Raw genomic sequence first — 20,389 nt, forward strand, 5'->3', positions numbered from 1 at the left:
GTGAACCGCAAGCGCGTGGAGGCGGTGCGCGCAGCGCTGGCGTCAGCGCCTTGAGGCGCGTCGCGCTCGGTACGGCGTCAGGCGCGCGGCGTCGGCTTGCGCACCATGCGCTGCATCAATTGCGCCATCGTCACGCCGAGATCCGTGCAGCGGCCGGTGTGCACCGGTGAGGTCTGGATGCTGGTGCTGCGCGGGGCCACCAGCCAGTCGAAGCGCTCGCGCGCCGACAGGTGACGCAACGGGCCGGCCGCTGGCCCGCCCGCGCAGATGGCGGGGAAGGTGGCCAGCGTGTCGTGTATCGATTGCAGGTCGACCGCAGGGTCTAGCGCGAACAAGCGCGCTTCATCGAGCTCGATGCCGGCCATCAGGTAGCCCGCCGACTTGCACGACAGCACCACACCGGCGTTAATGAACTCGCCCCGCTCCACCCGCGGGACGACGCGCACGATGGCGTAGTCATACGTGTGCAGCGTGGGCACGGGCCGCCTCCTCTGCAAAGGGGCGCGGCGCTTGCAGGCGGCGCACGAAGTAGTCGACATACGCGCGGCGCTGCGCGGCCGGGCCCGAGAACATGGGGTCTTCGGTGAGCCAGCTGTCGGGCACCTGGGCCAGCACAGCCTCCAGGGCCGCGGGCGTAAGGGCGGCGGCCATGGCGCCGTCCACTTGAGTGATTTGGCTGGCGAAGGGCAGCAGCACGTGGTCTTTGATCAGCTTGAACGGGCTCGGCGCGCGCTCCATGAAGCCGTCCCACTGGTGGTGGAAGTAGAGCGCAGCGCCGTGGTCGATGAGCCAGAGCTTGCGGTGCCACATCAGCATGTTGGCGTTGCGCGGGGTGCGGTCTAGGTTGGTCACGAAGGCGTCAAACCAGACGATGCGCGAGGCGATCGTGGCATCGGGCTGCCAGGCCAAGGGGTCGAAGGTGACCGAGCCAGGCAGGTAGTCGAGCGCCAGGTTGAGGCCGCCGCTCTTGCTCAGCAAGTCGGTGCTTGCGCGGATGAGGTCTTGTATCTCGGGGTCGGGCTCGGTGCGGGCAAGCTCGGGGTCGAGCTGGGCCAGCACGATCTCGGGCACCGGCAGGCCGAGCAAGCGGCCGATCTCGCCCGCCACCAGCTCGGCAATCAGCGCCTTGGGGCCCTGGCCCGCGCCACGGAACTTGAGCACATACAGCCCATCGTCATCGGCTTCGACGATGGCCGGCAGCGAGCCGCCCTCGCGCAGCGGCGTGATGTAGCGGGTGGCAGTGAGGGTGCGGATGGCCATGACCTGACGATTGTCCCAGCATTGGCGCCGCCGCTAGACTGGCCCCATGCCCCAGATGAAGAAGCAAGACACGCCGGCAGAACATTGGGAAGCCGACGTGGGCGACGCAGACGTATCCCAGCTGACGATCCCACCTGACGCGCTGCGCGACCGCTGCTTCGAGGTGTTCTGCTGCCTGAGCGTGGACGCCCGCGGTCGCGACGATGCATGGCATGCCATGCGGGTGTTGGTCGACGGCTCGCAAGAGTGGCAACGGCGCGAGGCCACGCAGGCCGAGGGGCGCGATTCGCTTGACTACCGCTTTCGGCGCGTGGTGTCGGCGGGCCAGCCGCTGCGAGTGGTGGCCAGCACCGAGGTGCACGGCGCGCGGCGGCTGGGGTTGGTGATCACGGCGGATGAAGACTGAGCTCTCGGCGTCATTCCTGTGAAAACGGGAATTGCGGCGCATGCGAACTCAGCTCAACAGCAGCAACGCCTCTTCTCGCCAGTAGTTGGCCGCCGCAAAGTAGCCTTCCCACACGCAACCATTGCAGCCGCGGCCACAGCAGGTGTCGGGCTCTTGGGGTGGCTCGCGCATCGCCACGCCTTGCAGCAAAGCTTGCTGCTGCAAGGCACTGAAGACATCGAAAGCTTGTTGGCGGTGGGTGATCGTCGAATCCATCAGAACGACAGGATAGCGTCGCTCACGCACCGCGCGCGCCTCGCCACGCATGCCAAGATCGCGCTCCTGGAGGTGCTGCATGGCATGGTTCGACGGTTTCGAGGGGAGGTTTCATGAGGTCAACGGCGTGCGGCTCTTCGCGCGCACCGGCGGGCGGGCCGATGGGCCGCCGCTGCTGCTGTTGCACGGCTTCCCGCAAACACACGCCATCTGGCACCGCGTGGCACTGGCACTGAGAGACCGTTACTTCCTGGTGATGCCCGACCTGCGCGGCTATGGCGACTCGACCCAACCGCCTGACGACCCCGCGCACGCGGCCCACAGCAAGCGCGCGATGGCCGCCGACATGGTGGCGCTGATGCAGGCCCTGGGCCACGACCGCTTCGGCTTGGTGGGCCACGACCGGGGTGGCCGCGTGGCGCACCGCTTGGCGCTCGACCACCCGCAGTCGGTGAGCCGCCTGTGCGTGATCGACATCGCGCCCACGCTCGACATGTACGAAGCCACCGACATGCGCTTTGCCAGCGCGTACTACCACTGGTTCATGCTGATCCAGCCGGCGCCGGTGCCTGAAAGGCTGATCGGGGGTGACCCGCTGTTCACGCTGCACTGGACGCTGGGCGGCTGGGGCGCTGCCGGCATGGGCTACATCGAGCCCGAGGCGCTGGCCGAGTACGAGCGCGTGTTTTGCCGGCCCGAGAACATTCATGGCCTCTGCGAAGACTATCGCGCCTCGGCCAGTATCGACCTGCAGCACGACCGGGCGTCACGCGAGGCCGGCGAGCGCATCGTGTGCGACGTGCTCGCACTGTGGGGCACGCGCGGGGTGGTGCACCGCATGTTCAAACCGCTGGAGCTGTGGCAGGCGCAATGCGCCGGCCACGTGAGCGGACAAGCGCTGGAAAGCGGGCATTTCGTACCCGAAGAAGCGCACGCGGGCGTGGCCCGCGCGCTGCAGGGTTACTTCAGCAGCTGATGCGTCAGGTGCGCAGCACGCCGTCGGCGCCGTACACGCCCAGCTTCACCGCCGTCATGGCGACGTACGGGCCGCCATTGGTGAAGTTGATGACGACCTCGCCTATGTCCATGCCATGGATGCTGGCCAGGGCGGCGCGCAGCTTGTCGCGCGTGACATCGCGCCCCGCGCGGCGCAGGGCCTCGGCCAAGACCTGCGAGTTGATCCAGCTCTCGAGACCCAGGCCATTGGTCTTGAAACCGGAGGCTTCGCACGAGGCGTAGTAGTTGCGCACCACGGCGAACTTCATGCTCTTCGCGCTGGGGAAGACAGACGCCATCGCCAGGCCAGTGATGTGCTTGCCCAGGCGCGCGATGTCGGTGAACGTGACCGACAGCCCAATGACCGGCAGGCCTGCAGCCTTTTCGCGCAGCGACAGCACCAGATCGGTGGTGCCGGTGCCAGTGGTACCCAGGAACACAGCGCCGGCCTTGCTGTCAAGAATCTGCTGCGCCACTTCGGCGTGGTTTTTGCCGTCCACTGCCAGTGGCAACGCGGCCACGGCTTTCAACTTCTGCTCGCCCAGCGCGCGCTGCGCGTTGCCCAGCACTTCTTTGCCAAACGGGTTGTCGAGGTAGACGACGGCAATGTCTTGAATACCCATTTGCACCAACTGCTGCACCATGCGCGTCACTTCGTCGGTGTAGCTGGGGCGGATGTGGAACACGTTCTTGTGCTCCGGTTTGCGCAGAGAGGACGCCCCGGTGATGGGGCCCAGCACCGGAATGCCAGCCTTTTCGGTCATCGGGAAGATGGCGCCGTTGTTGGCCGTGCCGATGATGGACATGAACGCGAAGGCGCTGTTGTCGTCGATCATCGTCTTGATGTTTTCGACAGTGCGCGCGGCCTGGTAGCCGTCGTCCTTGTTGATGAAGCGCAACTCGCGGCCATGAATGCCGCCGGCCTTGTTGATCTGCGCAAAGGCCGCCTGGATGCTCTTGCTGTGATCGGTTCCCGCGTTGCCGAGCGGGCCTGTGAGCGCGGTCGAATTGCCGATGGTGATCGTTCGCGCGGTGATGCCTTCTTCGGCGGCCCACGCGGGCACGATCCAGCTGGCAGCACCGATGGCCGCGGCATTGCGGCCGGCACGAGCAAGAAAGAGTCTGCGGTTCATGGTGATGCTCCAGGTGAGGCGGCAAAGCCGCGTTTGATTTAGACGCGTATCGAGAGGTCGGGGCCTATCACGCCGAGTTTGACGGGCAGTGTGCCGATGTATGGCGCTGCTGCGCTGAAGTTGACCACGAGCTCGCCCAGTTCAAAGCCCCGGATGGTCGTCAAGGCGGCACGCAATTTGTCGCGATTGAGGTCACGGCCCGCGCGGCGCACGCCCTCGATCAGCACCTTGGCGTTGACCCAGCTCTCGATGCCACCGCCGTTGGGTGCATCGAATTTCATCACGTCCATGTCGACGGAGTAGTCGCGGACCAGCGCGAACTTCTTGCTCTTCGGGCTGGGGAACACCGTGGCCATGGCCAGGCCCAGTGCGCGGTCTTTGCCAAGGCGTGCAAGGTCAGAGTAGGTGACCGACAGGCCCACGATCGGCAGAGCGCCGATCAGGCCGCGCACCGAGATCACGAAATCGGTGACGCCCGAGCCGGTGGTGGCCAGGAAGACAGCGCCTGCGCGCGAGTCGGCCACTTTCTGAGCCACTTCGGCGGCGTTCTTGCCGTCAAAGGCCAAGGGGAAGCTGCCGGCCGCCGTGAGCTTGGCCTCGGTGAGGGCCTTCTGGCCCATGGCCACCACTTCCTTGCCGAAGGGGTTGTCGAGGTAAACGAAGGCAATGTTTTGCAGGCCCATGCGCACGAGCTGGTCAACCATGCGCGTGACCTCTTCGCCGTAGCTCGGACGAACGTGAAACACATTGCGCAGCTGCGCGTTGCGCACGGCACCCGAGCCGGTGATGGGGCCGACCAGCGGCATGCCGACCTTCTCGATCAGCGGCAGGATGGCGCCGGTGTTAGGAGTGCCCACCTGCGAGATCAGACCCAGCACCGAGTTCTCGTCGATCATCTGCTTCACGTTGGCGGCCGAGCGGGCCGGCACATAGGCGTCGTCCATGGTGATCAGGCGCAGCTCGCGGCCGTTGACGCCGCCGGCACGGTTCACAGCGGCGAAGGCAGCCTGCAGGCCCATGGTGTGCTCTTTGCCCGAGCCGCCCAGCGGGCCGGTCAGCGGCAGCGAGCTGCCAAAGGTGACGTGCTTGGCCGAGATGAAGGGCTCAGCCGCAGCCTGGGCCTGAGTGAGCCAGCTGGCAGTGCCGAGTGCGGTGGCAGTCTGGGCGGAGCGGCTGAGGAAGAGTCTGCGGTTGATCATGATGGAACAGGTCCTGAGATTGATTGACGAAGAAAGGGGGCTGATCGAAGGGGGACGCTTATCGGCGCGTTTCCGAGATCATTCAACCTGGTTACTTTCGATTACGGGTTGCTTGTCGGCAGGCTAGAGGCTCAACCGGGGCTTGTCGAGTGCAGATTGCCTTGAAGCTGCTCAATCAGCTCGATACTGCGTCGCCGTTCACGTTCCATCGCATGGTTCTTCCTCGGACACTCGCGTACACAAACGTGACATTTTTTGCGCTTCACTCACGGCCGCGCACTACTTCACACCGGCAGCGCTGAAAGTGGCGCGCACCGCCTCTCCTTGCATCAGGCTCAGCACCTTGCCTTCGATGCGGTACGCATCGGTCACCCCAAGCAACGCGATGAGGCGCTGTTCTTGCGCCATCTGCGGGCAGGCCCTGCGCGTGCTGCTGATCGCCTTCAACACGAGCTGCGTGCCGCGTTGCGTGTAGCGGCCGCGAATGCGGTTGCAACCAGCGAAACCGCTGAGATGCTGCGAGCCCGAGCCGAGCACCAGATGAACCTTGGCGCCTTTGTTAGCGGGCGCGGCGGGCGTGCCGTCAAGTGTCTGCAAGACCCAGCGGGTGTCACGCAGCTTCAGGTTGGCAGTGGCGGGTGGCGTGGCCGCGGCGGCGAGCATGGGCAAGCAAGTGAACGACACAGCGACCAGCAGGCAAACCAGGTGTCGCCACGAGGGCGGCGGAAAGTGAAAGGGTTCGGGCATCCAAAGATCGGCTGAAGCAAAGACGAGCGCAGCATACGAAGGTGAAAGGCCTGTGTCCATGCTCCATTTCGACAAATTCACGCCATTTGCGAGCGACTACCATGGCCCCCCAGCGATGCACCGGCTGATGCCAGCGTAGCCTTCAATCACGACGGGAACACCATGCGCGCCTGGCTGCTCACGCTCAATCAGTACTTCCCCATACGCTACACCGCCTGGCTGCTGTGCGCGGTCGGGCTGTTGTTGTGCACCTTCACCGCGGTTGCGTTTGGCACCGGTGGCTGGCTTGCGTTGCTGTTCGCGCTGCTGCTGGGCTTGGGCCTGCGCGACGTCCTGCAGACGCGGCACTCTGTGCTGCGCAACTACCCGGTCATCGGCCACCTGCGCTTTCTGCTGGAGTTCATACGCCCGGAGATGCGCCAGTACTTCATCGAGAGCGACAACGAAGCCGCGCCGTTTTCGCGGCAGCAGCGCTCGCTGGTCTACCAACGCTCGAAGGGCGCGCAAGACAAGCGCCCGTTTGGTACCCAACTGGACGTGGGCGCCACCGGCTATGAGTGGATCAACCACTCGATCGTGCCCACCGAACTGCCCACGCACGACTTTCGCGTGACCATCGGCGCGCTGCGTGCGCAGCCCTACTCGGCCAGTGTGTTCAACATCTCGGCCATGAGCTTCGGGGCACTGTCGTCGAACGCCATCCTGGCGCTCAACTCGGGCGCCCAGCGCGGCGGCTTCGCACACGACACCGGCGAGGGCTCGATCAGCGAGCACCACCGCGTGCACGGCGGCGACCTGATCTGGGAAATCGGCTCGGGCTATTTCGGCTGCCGCAACGACGACGGCAGCTTCAACGCCGAACGCTTCGAGGCCAACGCGCGCGAACCGCAGGTCAAGATGATCGAGCTCAAGCTGAGTCAGGGCGCCAAGCCCGGCCATGGCGGCGTGCTGCCCGGCCCAAAGGTCACACTCGAGATTGCTGCCGCACGCGGCGTGACCCCTTGGGTCGACTGCGTGTCGCCTGCGCGGCACAGCGCCTTCGACAGCCCGATCGAGATGATGCATTTCATCGAGCGGCTGCGGGGCCTGTCGGGGGGCAAGCCCACGGGCTTCAAGCTGTGCATCGGCCACCCCTGGGAATGGTTCGGCATCGCCAAGGCCATGCTTGAGACGGGTATCACCCCCGACTTCATCGTCGTCGATGGCGCCGAGGGCGGCACCGGCGCGGCACCTGTCGAGTTCACCGACCACGTGGGCGCGCCATTGCAAGAAGGCCTGCTGCTGGTGCACAACACTCTGGTGGGCCTGAACCTGCGAGACAAGATCAAGCTCGGCTGCGCCGGCAAGGTGATCAGCGCCTTCGACATCGCCCGCATGATGGCGCTGGGGGCCGACTGGTGCAATTCGGCGCGCGGCTTCATGTTTGCGCTGGGCTGCATCCAGGCCCAGGCTTGCCACACCGGGCACTGCCCCACGGGCGTGAGCACGCAAGACCCGCAGCGCCAGCGCGCGCTGGTGGTGCCCAGCAAGGCCGAGCGGGTGGAGCTGTTCCACCACAACACACTCAAGGCCCTCAAAGAATTGGTGCAAGCCGCCGGCCTGTCGCACCCCGGGGCCATCACCGCCTCGCACATCGTGCGCCGCTGCAGCGACCACCACGTGAAGCTGCTGGCCAACTTGCTGCCCTTCGTGAAACCGGGCGAGCTGCTGAGCGGCGAGATGCAGCACAACGTGTTCAAGCTCTACTGGCCGATGGCCCACGCACACAGCTTTGCAGCGACCCCCTGAAACACGGGGAGCAACCGGGTTTGCGGGGATGCACCATCAGGTGGCTGACACAACAATGTGCTTCACCCCTTTGGCCCGCATTCACTCAACGCCCTCATGCCGTCCATCGTCTTGCTGCAGCGTGACCACGAGGCCAGCCCCCGGCTTCGCGCCCTGATCGATGCGACCGAACACTTCTGGGTCAGTGGCACCGTGCACACGGTCGAGCAGGCTCGCCAGCTGATCCGCCAAGGGCCACCCGACATTCTCGTCACCGACATGCGCGTGCAAGACGGCCCGGTGCAACCCCTGCTCAACGAGCTGCGCCAGGGCGCCCGCACACCGGGCCCGCATGTGCTGGTCACGATGGTCGCGCACGACGACACCGCGCTGCTCGAAGCCTTGCGCGCCGGTGCCGATGGGTACTGGGTGCACACCGAAGCGCGCGCAGCGCTGGTGGGCGCGCTAGAGCAGGTGTGGCGCGGCGAGTCGCCCATCTCACCGACGATTGCGCGCCAGGTGCTGTCGCACTTTCGCATGCCTGCGCAACCAGAGTTCGACGCCATGACCGAGTCGCTCAACCCGCTGGTGCTCACCGGCACCGAGCAAGAGATCTTGCAATGGGCGGCGCAGGGCTACCTGATCGACGAGATCGCCCAGCAGTGGCAATCGAGTGTGCACAGCGTGGCATGTGGCATACGCCGCGTGTACCACAAGCTCCAGTTCGATCGGCGCGCGAGCGGCCTCTCACTGAAGGCCGCTTGAGCACCACCGGCCTCAGGCTGGTGGCGCCTTGGTATCGATGAAGCTTTGGCGGAGCGCCAGCTTGGCGTCCAGGCGCGTCAGATTGGGGTATTGGCTGCGCCAGTCGATGTGGGCGAAGCGGAAGTCGAGGTACCCCAACGCGCAACCGGTTGCGATGTCGGCCAGCGAAAAATGAATGCCGGAGCAGAAGGGCTTTTCGCCCAGGCCTTGGCTCATGGCGGCCAGCGAGGCGTGCACCTTGTCCATCTGGCGGCTGACCCAGGCGGGGCTGCGTTGGGCTTCGCTGCGCCCAGCCCAGGTTTGCTCCAGGCGCGCGAGGATGGCCGCGTCCATCACGCCATCGGCCAGCGCTTCCCAGGTGCGCACCTCGGTACGCTCACGCCCGCGCTCGGGAATGAGTTTGCCCACCGGTGACAGGGTGTCGACGTACTCGACGATCACCCGTGAGTCGAATACCGCTTCGCCGCCTTCCATCACCAGGCAAGGCACCTTGCCCAAGGGGTTGGATTTGACGATGGTGTCGCGATTCCAGACGTCTTCCAGCTCCATCTGGTAGTCAAGCCGTTTCTCGGCCATGACGATGCGCACTTTGCGAACGTAAGGGCTGGTGAGCGCGCCGATGAGTTTCATGTCTTGTGTTCCCTGTTTGAATTCATTCTAGCGAAGGCCTCCTCACGCAAAGGCCCGCGCCAGCCGGTCGGCAAGGGCCGGCGCCCCACTGGGGTAGGGTAGCCAGGGTGGTCAGGGGCCGGCTCTTGAGGCAATCTACGGTCTCGACGCCGCGAGCCTTCTGCAGGGCGTCACCGGGGCAAGGCTGCCCAGGCATCGCACATACAGGCATCCGTGATGGTTGCATCCAGCACAAAAGCCGGCAGATCCGCTCCCACCCCGGGCAAGGGCAGTGGCTTGCAAACGCCTGTCCGGCGCGTCTTCCTGCACGGCGCCATCGCCTCCATGTCGACCACCTTCGACGCCATGGTCACCAAGATCGCGCGCCACGACGTCGTGATCCGGTTGACGGCGGGCGGCGAGCCGTTCGACGTCGAGATCGGCGCCTACAAGGGGCCGGCCACGGCGGTGGTCCTGCCGCCGATGCAACGTCATTCGGTGCGCAGCAGGGGCCCCGGCTTTATCACTTTGATCCTGCATGTCATCCACCCGCGCTTTCGCACCGCGCGCGACTTTCTCGACGGCAGCGTACTGCTGCTGAGCCATGCGCCGTTCGCCCCACTTGCGTCCCGTATGCACGCGGCGTGCCGCAACACCATGAGCGTAGAAGACGCCTGCGACCTGATGGACGACCTGCTCGACGTGGTGCTCGCCGATGCGGTGCGCGCACCCCCGTTGGACCAGCGCATCCCCTGGGTCATGCGCAAGCTCGACGCCAACATCGACCACCCCTTCGAACAGCTCGCCGCCGAACTCGGACTGTCGGCGTCGCGGCTGTCGCACCTGTTCTCGCAAGAGCTGGGCTTGTCGTTTCGCAGCTACCAGGCCTGGGCGCGCTTGCGCCAGGCCTGGGAGATGATCGTGCAGAGGCCCGAGATGAGCATTGCCGAGATCGCTGGGGTCGCCGGCTTCGCCGACGCGGCGCACCTTTCGCGCACTTGTCACAACAGCCTGGGTTTCACGCCGTCGATGATGCGCGACATGCGCCTCATGGAAGTGATCGGAGACGGCCTGCCACCCGGCCAGCACATCCCGAGCGACGCCGAGATGAAACGTTCGTGAAGCACCAAAACCCCCTCGCCACCGACCCGCCGGATGCGGGTGATTTACGTTGCCATGCCCACCTCGGGTGGGGCATCATGCGCGCGCCGTGAACTCGCCTCTTACCCGTCCGAAAGCACACCCTTCGCCGGCCGCGAGCGCACACCGGCGCCGCGTGCCGCTGTACGTCTTTGCAGGGCTGGGCTCGGTCTACTGCGACAGCGAGCTTCAGATCGACGTAGCCTCGCCGCACGAGACCATCGTCGCCCTCACCTCCTGCAGGCGGCCGTTCAAGGTGTGGGCCGCCGATGCAGCACACGAGCTCGATGCGGTGGCGCTGTCCTATCGCCAGCGGCGTGCCTTCGATGCGCGCGGCACCCAGCACCTGTCGTTCCGCATCACGCCCCTGCACCGCCAGTTCCGCCGGCTGTCCATGCAGCCCATGCTGCCCCTGGCGCGCGACATGTTCGGCGACCTCGACGCCGGCCTGGCTGGCCTCTCGCGGGGTGAACTCGACTTCACCCAGGCGCGCCGCGTCTTCGACGAGGTGGTTACCCGCACGGCCTCGCTGCTGCCCGGCGTGCCGTTTCGAGACGCCCGCATCGCGCAGCTGCTCAAGCAACTGCTGGCCGACCCGGCCCGCTCGCTGGAAAGCCTGGCCCGCGAAACCGACCTCTCTCCCTCGCGCCTGTCGCACCTGTTCGCCACCGACGTGGGCATGTCGCTGCGCAGCTTCCAGACCTGGCAGCGCATCGCCAAGGCGGGTCAGTACCTGTTGCAGGACAAGGGCGCGAGTTCGCTGACCGACATCGCGCACCGCCTCGGCTTTGCCGACTCCTCGCATTTCGCGCGCGCGTTTCACCAGTTCACCGGCCACACCCCTTCCAAGGCGCGAGACTCGGTGGCGCTGCACGTCATCAGCGGCCCCTGAGGCCACGTGCAGGACACGCCCGCTTGCCTGCCTGCCCAACTATCCGCACGTGAGCACACCCACCCCCCTGCAAGACGCCCTGCAGACCCGCTACGCCGGCACCGCGCTGCTGCTGCGCGGCGAAAGCCTGCTGGCCCGCTACAACGCCTGGATCGTCGACCTGTTCATGCGCCAGCTGCCGGCGCCCGGCGTCGATCCCGCATGGCGGGTGCTCGACTTCGGCGCCGGCATCGGCACCCTCAGCCAGATCTTCCGCGCCCGCACCGGCCTAAGGCCCGAAGGCGTTGAGCTAGACCCCGCGCAGCGGCGCCTGCTGGCTGAGCGCGGCTTCGTCACCCATGCCTCGCTCACCGACGCCGGCGAGGGCTACGACCTGATCTTCACGTCCAACGTGCTCGAGCACATCGAGGACGACGTCGGCGCGCTCGCGCAATTGCAGCAGCGCCTGCGGCCCGGCGGCCTGCTGCTGGTCTACGTGCCGGCGTTCCGCTCGATCTGGACCACGCTCGACGACCGCGTGGGCCACTACCGCCGCTACACCCGCGGCGAGCTGGAACACAAGCTGGCCGAGGCCTCGCTGCAGGTCACGCGCAGCCGCTACTGCGACTCGGTCGGTTTCGGGCTGGCCTGGGCCTTCAGGTTCATCGGCTCGGAAAGCGGCGAGCCGTCGGACCGCGCGCTGCGCTTCTTCGACCGCTGGCTGCTGCCGCTCAGCCGGGCACTGGACACCGTGGCCGCGCGGCACTTCGGGAAGAACGTGCTGGCCGTGGCCGTCAAGCCCGCCCAGGCGACCTGACAAAAAGGCGGCGCAGCCTCAGGCCGCCGGCAGACTGGCCTGCTCTAGCAGCCAACCGCGAAACAGCCGCAGCGCAGGCAGCTGCGCCTTGCCCTGCGGGCAACAGAAGTAATAGCCCGTCTGCTGCATGAAGACGGGAAAGGGTGCCGCATCCACCGCGCCGGAGGCGAGCTCCTCTTCGACCAGGCAGCGCGGCACCAGTGCCAGGCCCATGCCGGAGATCACCGCCCGCACCTGCGAAGACACCTGGTCCATGCGCGGCCCCGACAGCAGGTTCGGCCCCGAGACGCCATGCGATTCGCACCAGGTGAACCAGGCCTGCGGCTCGGTGACGTGGTGCAGCAGCGTGAACTGCAGGACATCGGCCGGCACCCGCAAACGCTGCCCGGTGCCGGGCGGCGCGATCGCGACGACCTCGTGCCCCATCAGGTAGTCGGCCACGGCACCGGGCCAGATGCCTCGGCCATAGCGGATCGCGCAATCGAGCTCGGGCCGGGTGAAGTCGTAGCCGTCGATGAAAGGCACGAACTGCAGGTCGATGTCGGGGTGCTTGCCCAGGAAATCGGCCAGCCTCGGGATCAGCCACTTGGCACCCACCGTGGGCAGCATCGACAGGTGCAGCACCTGCTGTTCACCAGCGACCGCGCCTGCCCTGTCGGCCAGCAGGTCGAGTGTCACGCGTTCGATCTCGTCGAGCAGGGGCGCCACGCGCTCCACATAGCGCTGGCCGGCTTCGGTGAGGGCCAGGCGTTTGCGCACGCGCTCGAACAGCGTGATGCCGAAGCGCCGCTCCAGCTCGAGCAGTTGCTTGCTCACCGCACCCGCGGTGAGGTGCAGTTCTTCAGCCGCGCGCACCACGCTGCCATGGCGGGAGGTGGCGATCAGTGCACGCAGCAGGTGGGGGGGAGGGAGCAGTCGGGACATGCTGAACAAGTGGAACGATCTGACGAACATCTTTCGCTTTTTGCCCGGATGGGTGGCCAGCACACTGCGCCCACTACCAACCCTGCACACACCATCATGAAGCGCCGAACCCTTCTCCTGTCCATGGCCCCGATGGGCCTGCCCTGGTCGACTGCCCGCGCACAAACCGGCCCGCTGAAGATCGTCGTGCCTTTCCCACCGGGTGGCGCCACCGACACCGTGGCGCGCATCGTCGGGCCCCTGATGGCCAAGGAACTCAACCAGACCGTGGTCATTGACAACCGCAGCGGTGCAGGTGGTTCCCTTGGCATGACCGAAGTCGCCAAGGCCGCACCCGATGGCCGGACCCTGGGGCTGGCGACCGTCTCCACCCATGGCGTCAACCCTGTGGTGTACAAGCGCCTGCCCTACGACGCAATTCGTGATTTCACTCCCGTGTGCGAGCTGGTGCGCGCGCCCGGCATCATCGTGGTCAACCCGAAGCTGCCGGTGAGCAACTTCAAGGAGTTCCTCGCCTACGCACGCGCCAACCCTGGCAAGCTCACCTACGGCAGCCCGGGCATCGGCTCGGCCGGCCACATGTACGGCGAGCGGCTCAAGGCCTCGGCCAAGCTCCACCTCGTCCACATTCCCTACCGTGGTGCCTCGGGCGTGGTGACCGACCTGATCGGCGGCCAGATCGACATCGGCTTCGACCAGGTGGCTTCGTCTTTGCCGCACGTTCAGGCGGGCCGCCTGCGTGCACTCGTCATCAGCTGGGCCTCTCGCTTGCCGCAGATGCCGGAAGTGCCCACCTTCGCCGAGGCCGGCCTGCCCGACAACAACGATCCCTCATGGTTCGGCATGGTGGCCCCGGCCAAGACACCCGACGCCGTGGTGGCGCGCATCAACGGCGCGCTCGTGCGTGTCCTGCAGCAGCCCGAGGTGAAGGCCCAGTGCGAAAAGCTCGGGCTGTTCGCGACCGGCTCCACCCCCAAGGAGTTCGGTGCGCTGATCCACGCCACCATTGACCAGATGCGCGAGACCGCGCGCGTCGCCAACATCTCTCTGGACGCCTGAGCCCATGCAGCCCCGCATCATGGCCGCGACCGGCTCCCTCTCGCCCCTCGTGCTCGACTCGCCGCACAGCGGCACCGACTACCCCGATGACTTCGACTACGTGTGCAAACTGGACAAGCTGCGCCAGGCCGAGGACTTCCTGGTGGCCGACCTGTACAGCTTCAGCCCCGAGATGGGCGTGCCGCTGGTGTCGGCAGGTTTCCCGCGCAGCTACCTTGACGTCAACCGCGCGCCCGACGACATCGACCCCGAACTGCTGTCCCCCGAAGAGCGCACCGGCCTCGCGATGTCGGCCAAGTCGGAGATGGGCATGGGCCTGATCTGGCGCCTGCTCGAGGGCGCGGACCAGATCTACGGCCAGCCGCTCACGCGCCGCCAGATTGACGAGCGCATCGCCCGCTGCTGGTACCCGTACCACGCCGCGGTCGAGGAGGCGATCTCCGCCGCCCACGCCCAGCACGGCTACTCGATGCACGTCAACTGCCACTCCATGCCATCGCGCTCGATCTTTTACCCGGCCAGCATGGGGCATGTGATGCCCTACGACTTTCTGGTGGGCGACCGCGACGGCAGTACCTCGTCGACCGCCCTGACCCACTACGTGGCCGCCTTCCTGCGCGCCGAAGGGTTCACCGTGGGCGTGAACGAGGTGTTCAAAGGCGTGGAGCTGGTGCGCCGCTACGGCGCGCCGGAACGCAATCGCCATTCCATCCAGCTCGAGATCAACAAGAAGATCTACATGGACGAGGACAAGCATGCAGCACACTCGGGATTCCTTAGAGTTCAATCCGTCCTCCAGCGCCTGGTTCACGCACTGCTGGCCCTCAAGAACGTGCCCGGAACCGCGCCGGGTGCATGACAGCGCCGCGGCGAGGCCGCACGAGATCGCCTTGCGGATCTTTCCCCAGTGGTACGTCGCAACCCTGGTGGCCGCGCGGCGCTTCTCGATCCCGCGCATCGCCCGCCCGGAGATCGGCATCTTCATCAGCCTGGACGGCGCCGTGCTGCAGTTCGGCGACACCGAAAGCGCCACCACCACGGCCCTGGGCGCCGCCGTGACCGCGCCGATGGCCGACCACTCGCTGCGAGCGACCGACGGTCTGTACGTGAGCGTGGTGGTCAGCCCCAACCACCCACGCTTTCCGAGCCTGCGCGATTTCCTCGCACAGCCGATCAAGCCCCTGGACCCGCGCCGCTTCGCACACCTGGAGCCGCGCTTTCGGGCGCTTTTCTGCGAGCATGTCGACGCCGCCACCAGCCTGCCGCTGATCGATGAGGTCATCGAGGTCGTGCTTCAAGACGCGCAGCCCCTGAAGCCGGTGGACGAACGCGTGCGCTGGGTGATGAGCGCACTGCAAGACGACATCGACCGCCCCTTCGACGAACTGGCCGCCCAGCTGCAGATCTCGTGCTCGCGGCTCTCGCACCTGTTCTCTTCGGCGCTGGGGCTGCCCTTTCGCAGCTACCAGGCCTGGAGGCGCACCATCATGGCCTGGGAGATGGTCACGCGCAAACCGCAGATGAGCCTGACCCAGATCGCGCACCTGACCGGGTTCTCCGACTCGGCCCACCTCTCGCGCAAGTTCCAGCGCAACTTCGGTCTCACACCCACCCGGCTGCGCAACCCGCGGCTGGTTCGCGTGATCGAGTCGCCCCCCGCTGCCGGCAAGCCCCGCAGCCTCCACTGCGGTGCAATGCACGCGCACCCGCACCCTCTCTGAGCGACAAAACCAGGCACCCAAAGAGAAACGCTCGAACCGGATAAATCCGGTTCGAGCGTTCAAGAGATCAGCGTTGAGGCTTGGGTCGCATCCAGTCGAGCAGGTTCGGGAGAACCACGCCCGCGAGAATGAAACCGAGGCCCATCAGCGCTGTAGCGCTGGGGTAGTGGCCGAAGACAATGATGTCCAGCGGCACCGCCCACGCCAGTTGCATGTAGGTCAAGGGCATCAGCTTTGCAGCTGTTGCACGTTCGAAGGCCTTTGTCTGCAGGATCTGAACCGCGCCCGCAAGGAGCACGACCAGACCCGGAAACAACGAACCCACGTCCGATGGCAAAGGGCCAAAGGCCTTGGGTTGCAGCAACCACCACACCCCCACGCCAGCAAGACCGGTAAAACCAGTCCAGCTGACAGAAGTGAGTGGAGATTCGCCAAGCCTGAGCGCATCGCGCCCGAGCTGAACGTTGGCGGCATTCGAGACCACCGCACCCATCATCCACAGCATGCCGGGAGAGCGTATCGATTCGAGCGTCATGCCCGATTCAACAAAGACACCCAGCAAGCACAAGGCCAGCTGGATCCAGTTGATTCGGGTCACAGACTCGCCTCGAGTCGCCACCCAACCAATCAGCAAGACCGGCCACATGAAACCCACCCCGATCTGAGTGGTCACAGGCAGATAGCCTTGCGCGTTCACGACACATGTCGCAGCAACGAAAACTGCCACGCCACGCGCCAGGATGTGCAGCGGGTTCTTCAACTTCAGGAAGCCTAAGCCTCCTGTCATCAGAACGCCCGCGATGAGACCCATGCCGATCTGTCCGCCATAGCGCAGCAACAAGAGCTGCGCCGTAGAGACATTGGCCAGGCGAAGGTGGCGAAAGAGACCACCCAGAAGCACCGTACCCATTCCAGATACGAGCCATTCGACTTCACCGCGACCCCAATAGGGTGCGGCATCTGTTTTTGTTGTCATGATTTTTCCCTCTAGACCCTTTGTGAGGGTCCGTGTGTGTGAAGGAGCTGCCGGCTCTTGTGAGAGCCAGCAGTCCAGTTCAACTACGTGTGCCAGCGAGCGCTAGCGTTTGAAGGTCATCAACAGGTCAGGAAGCGGATTGCCTTCGAACCGGTAGGTAGGCACCGTGTTGCTGGCGTTGAGCAGGTTCAGCGAATGCTGAGCTGCCTTCACGTCGGGCAAGTAGGTGACGGCCTGAGGTCCTTGGAAAACCCCTTTGGTGCGTTCGATGTCGAACGTGTCCCAGCCGATCTTGACCAGACTTTTGATGAGCGGATTGCCGGCTGCATGCACATTGAGTGCGCACGCGCCACCAACCTTCTCGCCAATGTCGATCACCGTGGCGATCGCGGCGTGCATCAACGCGCGGAAACCTCCGGCACGCAGGTACAGACGATGAGCCGCTGCGCGTCCTGTCACGAGCACAGGCGTGGAGCGCGTCGGGAACTTCGCGCCGAGGTAGTCAGTCACCTCGTCGGCGTTCCAGAGCAACTGCACGGACTGAGTCGCGAGGATGTCGTCGTCACGTGTTGCCACGAGACGAATGACATCCTTCTTGTCGGCATTGCAAGCAAGGTACTTCATGTCAGCGAGAACCAATGCTGGTTTGTCGCCGGTGTACGCAGCCCAGACGATCTTGTCGATCTCATCCCACTGTTGTGGAGTGGCGATCGACACCTTCAGAGCTGACGGAGCGGAGTGAACGTTTTGATTTGTCATTGTTATTGCCCTCTTGTCTAACCCATGAGCGGAATTGCCCATGGTCTTGAAAGCCGCGGAACGGCTTTCGAAGTTCTTGAAATGCTCAAAGCTCACGCACTGCCGGAATGGCAGAGGCAAGTTCAAGCGAACGCAGGCCGCATCTCAGTGAGTCCGTGGAGGACGACAGAGACGCAACACAGCGCAGGTTTTTCAGCGGGAGCTGAAGAAGAAACACACCGGGGAGGTGCGCCAAGCGATCACAAGGAAAGTGATCGCAAAAAACTCGGTGGGAACCGAGAAAGAAATCGCGCAAAGGCGAAAGTGAGCACAAAGGCTCGGAGAGAACCGCAGATGCCGAAACACGGGGGGAGGCCCCGGTGCAATCGTGATCGAATGCGTCGCGCCCAAGGCAGCGTGGTGGCGCATTCGAGCCAGATCGCGAAGAAGGTTCAGCGTGGGGCGGTGCCCGCTGCAGCAAATGCCGGTTGGAGGCGTGTCCGGCCTGTTGAGGCCTGCCGATGTGAGGACTGATCGGCATGGGGCTGCTTGTCGCAACCCGTGCGCCTTGGGCCGGCGCGTTGAGAACATTACCCGGGCGGCGGTGCCACCGTCAAGCAGGAACTCGCACAAAAAGATGCGGCTTCGAAAAAGGTGGCCCACCCTTCTTGCGAAGGGTGGGCCGTGTGCGGGCCAGCGACTTGCGGAGCGCTTTCACGTTCCTCAAGTAAGTGACCGCCTGGGGGTCGTCGAACACGCCCTTGGCAACCCGCGACACCGCTGCACGTCCGGAGACGCATAGCGGCAGGTACGTTTCAGTTGTCCGCCGACGTCGGGCCGCAGGGCTCGGACACGGAGGCCATGAAGTCCCCCGCATCGGTGAACATCAGCTGATGGAAACCGCCTTGCATTTCGGGCGTGTCGCACAAGCAAGCCTGTGGCGCCACCCGACCTACCAAGCTCACCGTGGGATGGAAGTCCTCGGTACCGGCAGCGATCAGCACCTGCCTGAACGCCGTGACGTCGGCTGGCGACGACAGCATCAGGCAGGCACGCTGGTTCGGCGAGAAGATCTGGCCGTACAGCACGATGACCAGGGTGCCGTCGAATTCGTCGCCGGATTCGATGCACACCAAGCGGATTCGATCGACCGCCATTTCGATCACGTCGGTCGCGGGCAGCTCGATGTCGATCGCACCGCCCAGCCCCGAGCTCATCACCATGTTGCAGCGCTTGATCCGCTCACCACCCGGAAGCAGAAGCTTTCGGGCGAGCTTCACCGCACGCAACAGGCTCAGTGCCATGAGACCCAGACCGCGGTACTGTGTGATGTCTTGTTGACTCATACGTCCTCTTTTCTTGTTGTTGTTGGTTGACGCAATGGATGGAACGACACACATGCGAATGCATGCGTGCTTAAAAGCCGCGAGACGGCTTTCGAAGATTGACCGAGACAGAAGCAGAAAAGGGGCGAAGGCCATCCCGACACCTTTCGGTACCGGGACAGCCTCTGCCTTGCAGAACCCTCGCTAACGCGTGGGCTCGAACTCGCCAAGTGCCTTCAGCAGCACCTTGGCATCGGGCCGCCGACCCAGCAGTACGCTGACCGACGACCCATCAGGATCGATGGCGTCGAAGATGGCAAGCGGCCGCAGTGCAATCGGGACCAATGCGGTCACGATCGCGCCACCCACCACGTTGCACAAGGCCTCGTAGAACGGCGCCACATCGTCGGGCTCGACCAGGTAGAGCCGGACACGCTTTCCGCGACCCTCGATGAAGCCCCCAAGGATCACGGCCACCGAGGCCATGAGGCCTGATGGGGTCTTGACCGCCTGATCCCAGCGAACCAGGCTGCAGCGGGTGATGTTGAAGGCGAACACCGCACGCGGATCGCAGGGCTGCGTAGCGCCATACCAGCGTTCGATCAGCAAGCTGACTTCTTCGTGACTTTTATCGTTGTTCATGAGATTCACCGACCTTTGTTGAGACGTTTCACAAACCCAGCATGCGAACCAGATGCTCCACTTCCGGCAGCCGACCGAGCATGACGACCACCGAAGAGTGACCGGCATCCTCCGAGGTCATCGTGACCTGCGGCTGCAGCTCCACATGCACCAGCGGTGTCAGAACGACACCGCTGGGCACACCACTCAGCGCCTTGCGGAACACCTCCACCTCATGCGGCTCCACCAGGTAGAGCCGATAGGCGTGGCGTGTGCCGTAGAGGTAGCCCGCCAGCACGACCGCCAGAGAGGTGATCGCGCCAGCGGGCGTGACCTCTTCAGCGGTTAGTCGCACCAAGCGGCAGGCCGAGACGTGGAACTCGACTTCGAGTGGCTTCGACTTGCTCGAGCGATCGAGATCGCCTTCGTAAGCCTTGATCAGGTTCTTGACTTCATTGGGTTTGACTTCATTGAACGGAATCGCGTCCATGGGATCACCGACTTTGTTGGGGTTGCGTGTTGTTGGTTGTCATTTGTCGTGTCACAGACCGACCACCGCTTGCGCGGGGCCGGCCTGCAACGCGTGTTCAGTCCATGCGACCCAGCTCCACCACCTTGCTGGCAATGCCAACACACAGGGAGATGCCGAAGCCGATCGTTCCATCCCGGAGGATGGCGCTCAGCTCGAACTGGGCCTGGAACACGGAACGTGGATGGCAGCGGCGACACACTGCCACGGCCCTGATGACTTGCACCAGCTTGGGGTCGAGCACATAGATGTGCCAGACCACGATCTCTTTCGCGTTCTCGAGTGGCTGATGGCACTCGTAGAGTGCCGCGCACTTGAGATCCGGGTTGAGCGTGACGCCAGGGTCGCTTTGCAGATCGAGGATCCGCAAGTCAGTGACGCTGGCCTTCACGTTGCTCTCGAGAGAAACGGGCTCCGTTCCGTAACGGTAGATCGCATGTAGAAGTGATGAGTCGATGCTCGTATGGATGCTCATGACTGAACCTCGTGGTTGCAGGGTTTGATTGCGTTGAAGCAAGACGTGACGAACCG

Annotated in this window: 24 protein-coding genes; 10 read left to right on the top strand and 14 right to left on the bottom strand. The window is 64.9% G+C overall.

The genetic code is table 11. The features are described 5' to 3' along the window. Positions 1-77: 77 nt before the first annotated feature. Complete coding sequence (locus AC30QB_RS06945) at positions 78-479, bottom strand: DUF3037 domain-containing protein (RefSeq protein WP_489545462.1); 402 nt, start codon at positions 477-479, stop codon at positions 78-80. After that, positions 457-1,254 (bottom strand): HipA family kinase, encoded by a 798-nt coding sequence (locus tag AC30QB_RS06950; RefSeq protein ID WP_489545565.1) that lies wholly within the window; start codon positions 1,252-1,254, stop codon positions 457-459. The genes AC30QB_RS06945 and AC30QB_RS06950 overlap by 23 nt, the downstream gene beginning before the upstream one ends. Positions 1,255-1,306: 52 nt before the next feature. Between AC30QB_RS06950 and AC30QB_RS06955 the strand changes: the two genes are divergently transcribed. After that, positions 1,307-1,666, top strand: coding sequence for a hypothetical protein (locus AC30QB_RS06955; protein WP_489545463.1), 360 nt, complete (start codon positions 1,307-1,309; stop codon positions 1,664-1,666). A 48-nt stretch (positions 1,667-1,714) separates the two neighbouring features. Here the strand turns inward: AC30QB_RS06955 and AC30QB_RS06960 are convergent, their stop codons facing one another. Next, complete coding sequence (locus AC30QB_RS06960) at positions 1,715-1,921, bottom strand: oxidoreductase-like domain-containing protein (protein WP_489545566.1); 207 nt, start codon at positions 1,919-1,921, stop codon at positions 1,715-1,717. A 79-nt stretch (positions 1,922-2,000) separates the two neighbouring features. Here AC30QB_RS06960 and AC30QB_RS06965 point away from each other — a divergent pair, with 79 nt between their 5' ends. Continuing rightward, on the top strand, positions 2,001-2,897 hold the full coding sequence (locus AC30QB_RS06965) for an alpha/beta fold hydrolase (RefSeq protein ID WP_489545464.1): 897 nt from the start codon (positions 2,001-2,003) through the stop codon (positions 2,895-2,897). 4 nt (positions 2,898-2,901) lie between these two features. Here AC30QB_RS06965 and AC30QB_RS06970 read toward each other — a convergent pair whose 3' ends face one another. The 3 genes from AC30QB_RS06970 to AC30QB_RS06980 all read right to left on the bottom strand — a co-directional run bounded on the left by AC30QB_RS06970 (position 2,902) and on the right by AC30QB_RS06980 (position 5,996). Beyond that, positions 2,902-4,050, bottom strand: a complete 1,149-nt coding sequence (locus AC30QB_RS06970; RefSeq protein ID WP_489545465.1) for an ABC transporter substrate-binding protein — start codon at positions 4,048-4,050, stop codon at positions 2,902-2,904. A 38-nt stretch (positions 4,051-4,088) separates the two neighbouring features. Then, a complete protein-coding gene (locus AC30QB_RS06975) occupies positions 4,089-5,249 on the bottom strand; it encodes an ABC transporter substrate-binding protein (RefSeq protein WP_489545466.1) in 1,161 nt (386 codons plus the stop codon). Between the two features lie 279 nt (positions 5,250-5,528). Continuing rightward, positions 5,529-5,996 (bottom strand): META domain-containing protein, encoded by a 468-nt coding sequence (locus tag AC30QB_RS06980; protein ID WP_489545467.1) that lies wholly within the window; start codon positions 5,994-5,996, stop codon positions 5,529-5,531. 162 nt (positions 5,997-6,158) lie between these two features. Between AC30QB_RS06980 and AC30QB_RS06985 the strand changes: the two genes are divergently transcribed. Both AC30QB_RS06985 and AC30QB_RS06990 read left to right on the top strand, forming a co-directional pair. Beyond that, the gene (locus AC30QB_RS06985) at positions 6,159-7,784 is read left to right on the top strand and encodes an FMN-binding glutamate synthase family protein (protein ID WP_489545468.1); all 1,626 of its coding nucleotides are present in this window, start codon (positions 6,159-6,161) and stop codon (positions 7,782-7,784) included. A gap of 96 nt (positions 7,785-7,880) precedes the next feature. Beyond that, positions 7,881-8,528: a LuxR C-terminal-related transcriptional regulator gene (locus AC30QB_RS06990; protein ID WP_489545469.1), complete on the top strand. Its 648-nt coding sequence runs from the start codon at positions 7,881-7,883 to the stop codon at positions 8,526-8,528. 12 nt (positions 8,529-8,540) lie between these two features. On the opposite strand, the gene AC30QB_RS06995 is transcribed toward AC30QB_RS06990, so the two are convergent. After that, positions 8,541-9,158 (bottom strand): glutathione S-transferase C-terminal domain-containing protein, encoded by a 618-nt coding sequence (locus AC30QB_RS06995; RefSeq protein ID WP_489545470.1) that lies wholly within the window; start codon positions 9,156-9,158, stop codon positions 8,541-8,543. 276 nt (positions 9,159-9,434) lie between these two features. On the opposite strand from AC30QB_RS06995, the gene AC30QB_RS07000 reads away from it, so the two are divergent. The 3 genes from AC30QB_RS07000 (at position 9,435) to AC30QB_RS07010 (ending at position 11,965) form a co-directional block, all read left to right on the top strand. Continuing rightward, positions 9,435-10,259 (top strand): AraC family transcriptional regulator, encoded by an 825-nt coding sequence (locus AC30QB_RS07000; RefSeq protein ID WP_489545471.1) that lies wholly within the window; start codon positions 9,435-9,437, stop codon positions 10,257-10,259. Positions 10,260-10,347: 88 nt separating this feature from the next. Continuing rightward, a complete protein-coding gene (locus tag AC30QB_RS07005) occupies positions 10,348-11,169 on the top strand; it encodes a helix-turn-helix transcriptional regulator (RefSeq protein WP_489545472.1) in 822 nt (273 codons plus the stop codon). Between the two features lie 49 nt (positions 11,170-11,218). Then, the gene (locus AC30QB_RS07010) at positions 11,219-11,965 is read left to right on the top strand and encodes a class I SAM-dependent methyltransferase (RefSeq protein WP_489545473.1); all 747 of its coding nucleotides are present in this window, start codon (positions 11,219-11,221) and stop codon (positions 11,963-11,965) included. A gap of 18 nt (positions 11,966-11,983) precedes the next feature. Here the strand turns inward: AC30QB_RS07010 and AC30QB_RS07015 are convergent, their stop codons facing one another. Then, on the bottom strand, positions 11,984-12,889 hold the full coding sequence (locus AC30QB_RS07015; RefSeq protein WP_489545474.1) for a LysR substrate-binding domain-containing protein: 906 nt from the start codon (positions 12,887-12,889) through the stop codon (positions 11,984-11,986). A gap of 96 nt (positions 12,890-12,985) precedes the next feature. Here AC30QB_RS07015 and AC30QB_RS07020 point away from each other — a divergent pair, with 96 nt between their 5' ends. The 3 genes from AC30QB_RS07020 to AC30QB_RS07030 are packed head-to-tail and all read left to right on the top strand — an operon-like array spanning position 12,986 to position 15,669. After that, the gene (locus AC30QB_RS07020) at positions 12,986-13,948 is read left to right on the top strand and encodes a Bug family tripartite tricarboxylate transporter substrate binding protein (protein ID WP_489545475.1); all 963 of its coding nucleotides are present in this window, start codon (positions 12,986-12,988) and stop codon (positions 13,946-13,948) included. Positions 13,949-13,952: 4 nt separating this feature from the next. Continuing rightward, positions 13,953-14,807, top strand: coding sequence for an N-formylglutamate amidohydrolase (locus AC30QB_RS07025; RefSeq protein ID WP_489545476.1), 855 nt, complete (start codon positions 13,953-13,955; stop codon positions 14,805-14,807). Between the two features lie 31 nt (positions 14,808-14,838). Continuing rightward, the gene (locus AC30QB_RS07030; protein WP_489545477.1) at positions 14,839-15,669 is read left to right on the top strand and encodes an AraC family transcriptional regulator; all 831 of its coding nucleotides are present in this window, start codon (positions 14,839-14,841) and stop codon (positions 15,667-15,669) included. A 67-nt stretch (positions 15,670-15,736) separates the two neighbouring features. On the opposite strand, the gene AC30QB_RS07035 is transcribed toward AC30QB_RS07030, so the two are convergent. From AC30QB_RS07035 to AC30QB_RS07060, 6 genes are all read right to left on the bottom strand, one after another. Continuing rightward, a complete protein-coding gene (locus AC30QB_RS07035) occupies positions 15,737-16,645 on the bottom strand; it encodes a DMT family transporter (protein WP_489545478.1) in 909 nt (302 codons plus the stop codon). A gap of 102 nt (positions 16,646-16,747) precedes the next feature. Further along, positions 16,748-17,530: a hypothetical protein gene (locus tag AC30QB_RS07040; RefSeq protein ID WP_489545479.1), complete on the bottom strand. Its 783-nt coding sequence runs from the start codon at positions 17,528-17,530 to the stop codon at positions 16,748-16,750. A gap of 668 nt (positions 17,531-18,198) precedes the next feature. Further along, positions 18,199-18,687, bottom strand: a complete 489-nt coding sequence (locus AC30QB_RS07045; protein ID WP_489545480.1) for a hypothetical protein — start codon at positions 18,685-18,687, stop codon at positions 18,199-18,201. A gap of 225 nt (positions 18,688-18,912) precedes the next feature. Then, positions 18,913-19,350 carry a hypothetical protein gene (locus AC30QB_RS07050; RefSeq protein ID WP_489545481.1) on the bottom strand — a complete coding sequence of 146 codons (438 nt, stop codon included), beginning with the start codon at positions 19,348-19,350 and terminating at the stop codon, positions 18,913-18,915. 28 nt (positions 19,351-19,378) lie between these two features. Further along, entirely contained in the window at positions 19,379-19,819 is a 441-nt protein-coding gene (locus tag AC30QB_RS07055; RefSeq protein ID WP_489545482.1) for a hypothetical protein, read from the bottom strand. A 97-nt stretch (positions 19,820-19,916) separates the two neighbouring features. Further along, complete coding sequence (locus tag AC30QB_RS07060) at positions 19,917-20,333, bottom strand: hypothetical protein (protein WP_489545483.1); 417 nt, start codon at positions 20,331-20,333, stop codon at positions 19,917-19,919. Positions 20,334-20,389: the final 56 nt, after the last annotated feature.

This window comes from Rhizobacter sp. (genome assembly GCF_046595475.1).
Taxonomy (GTDB): domain Bacteria; phylum Pseudomonadota; class Gammaproteobacteria; order Burkholderiales; family Burkholderiaceae_C; genus Rhizobacter.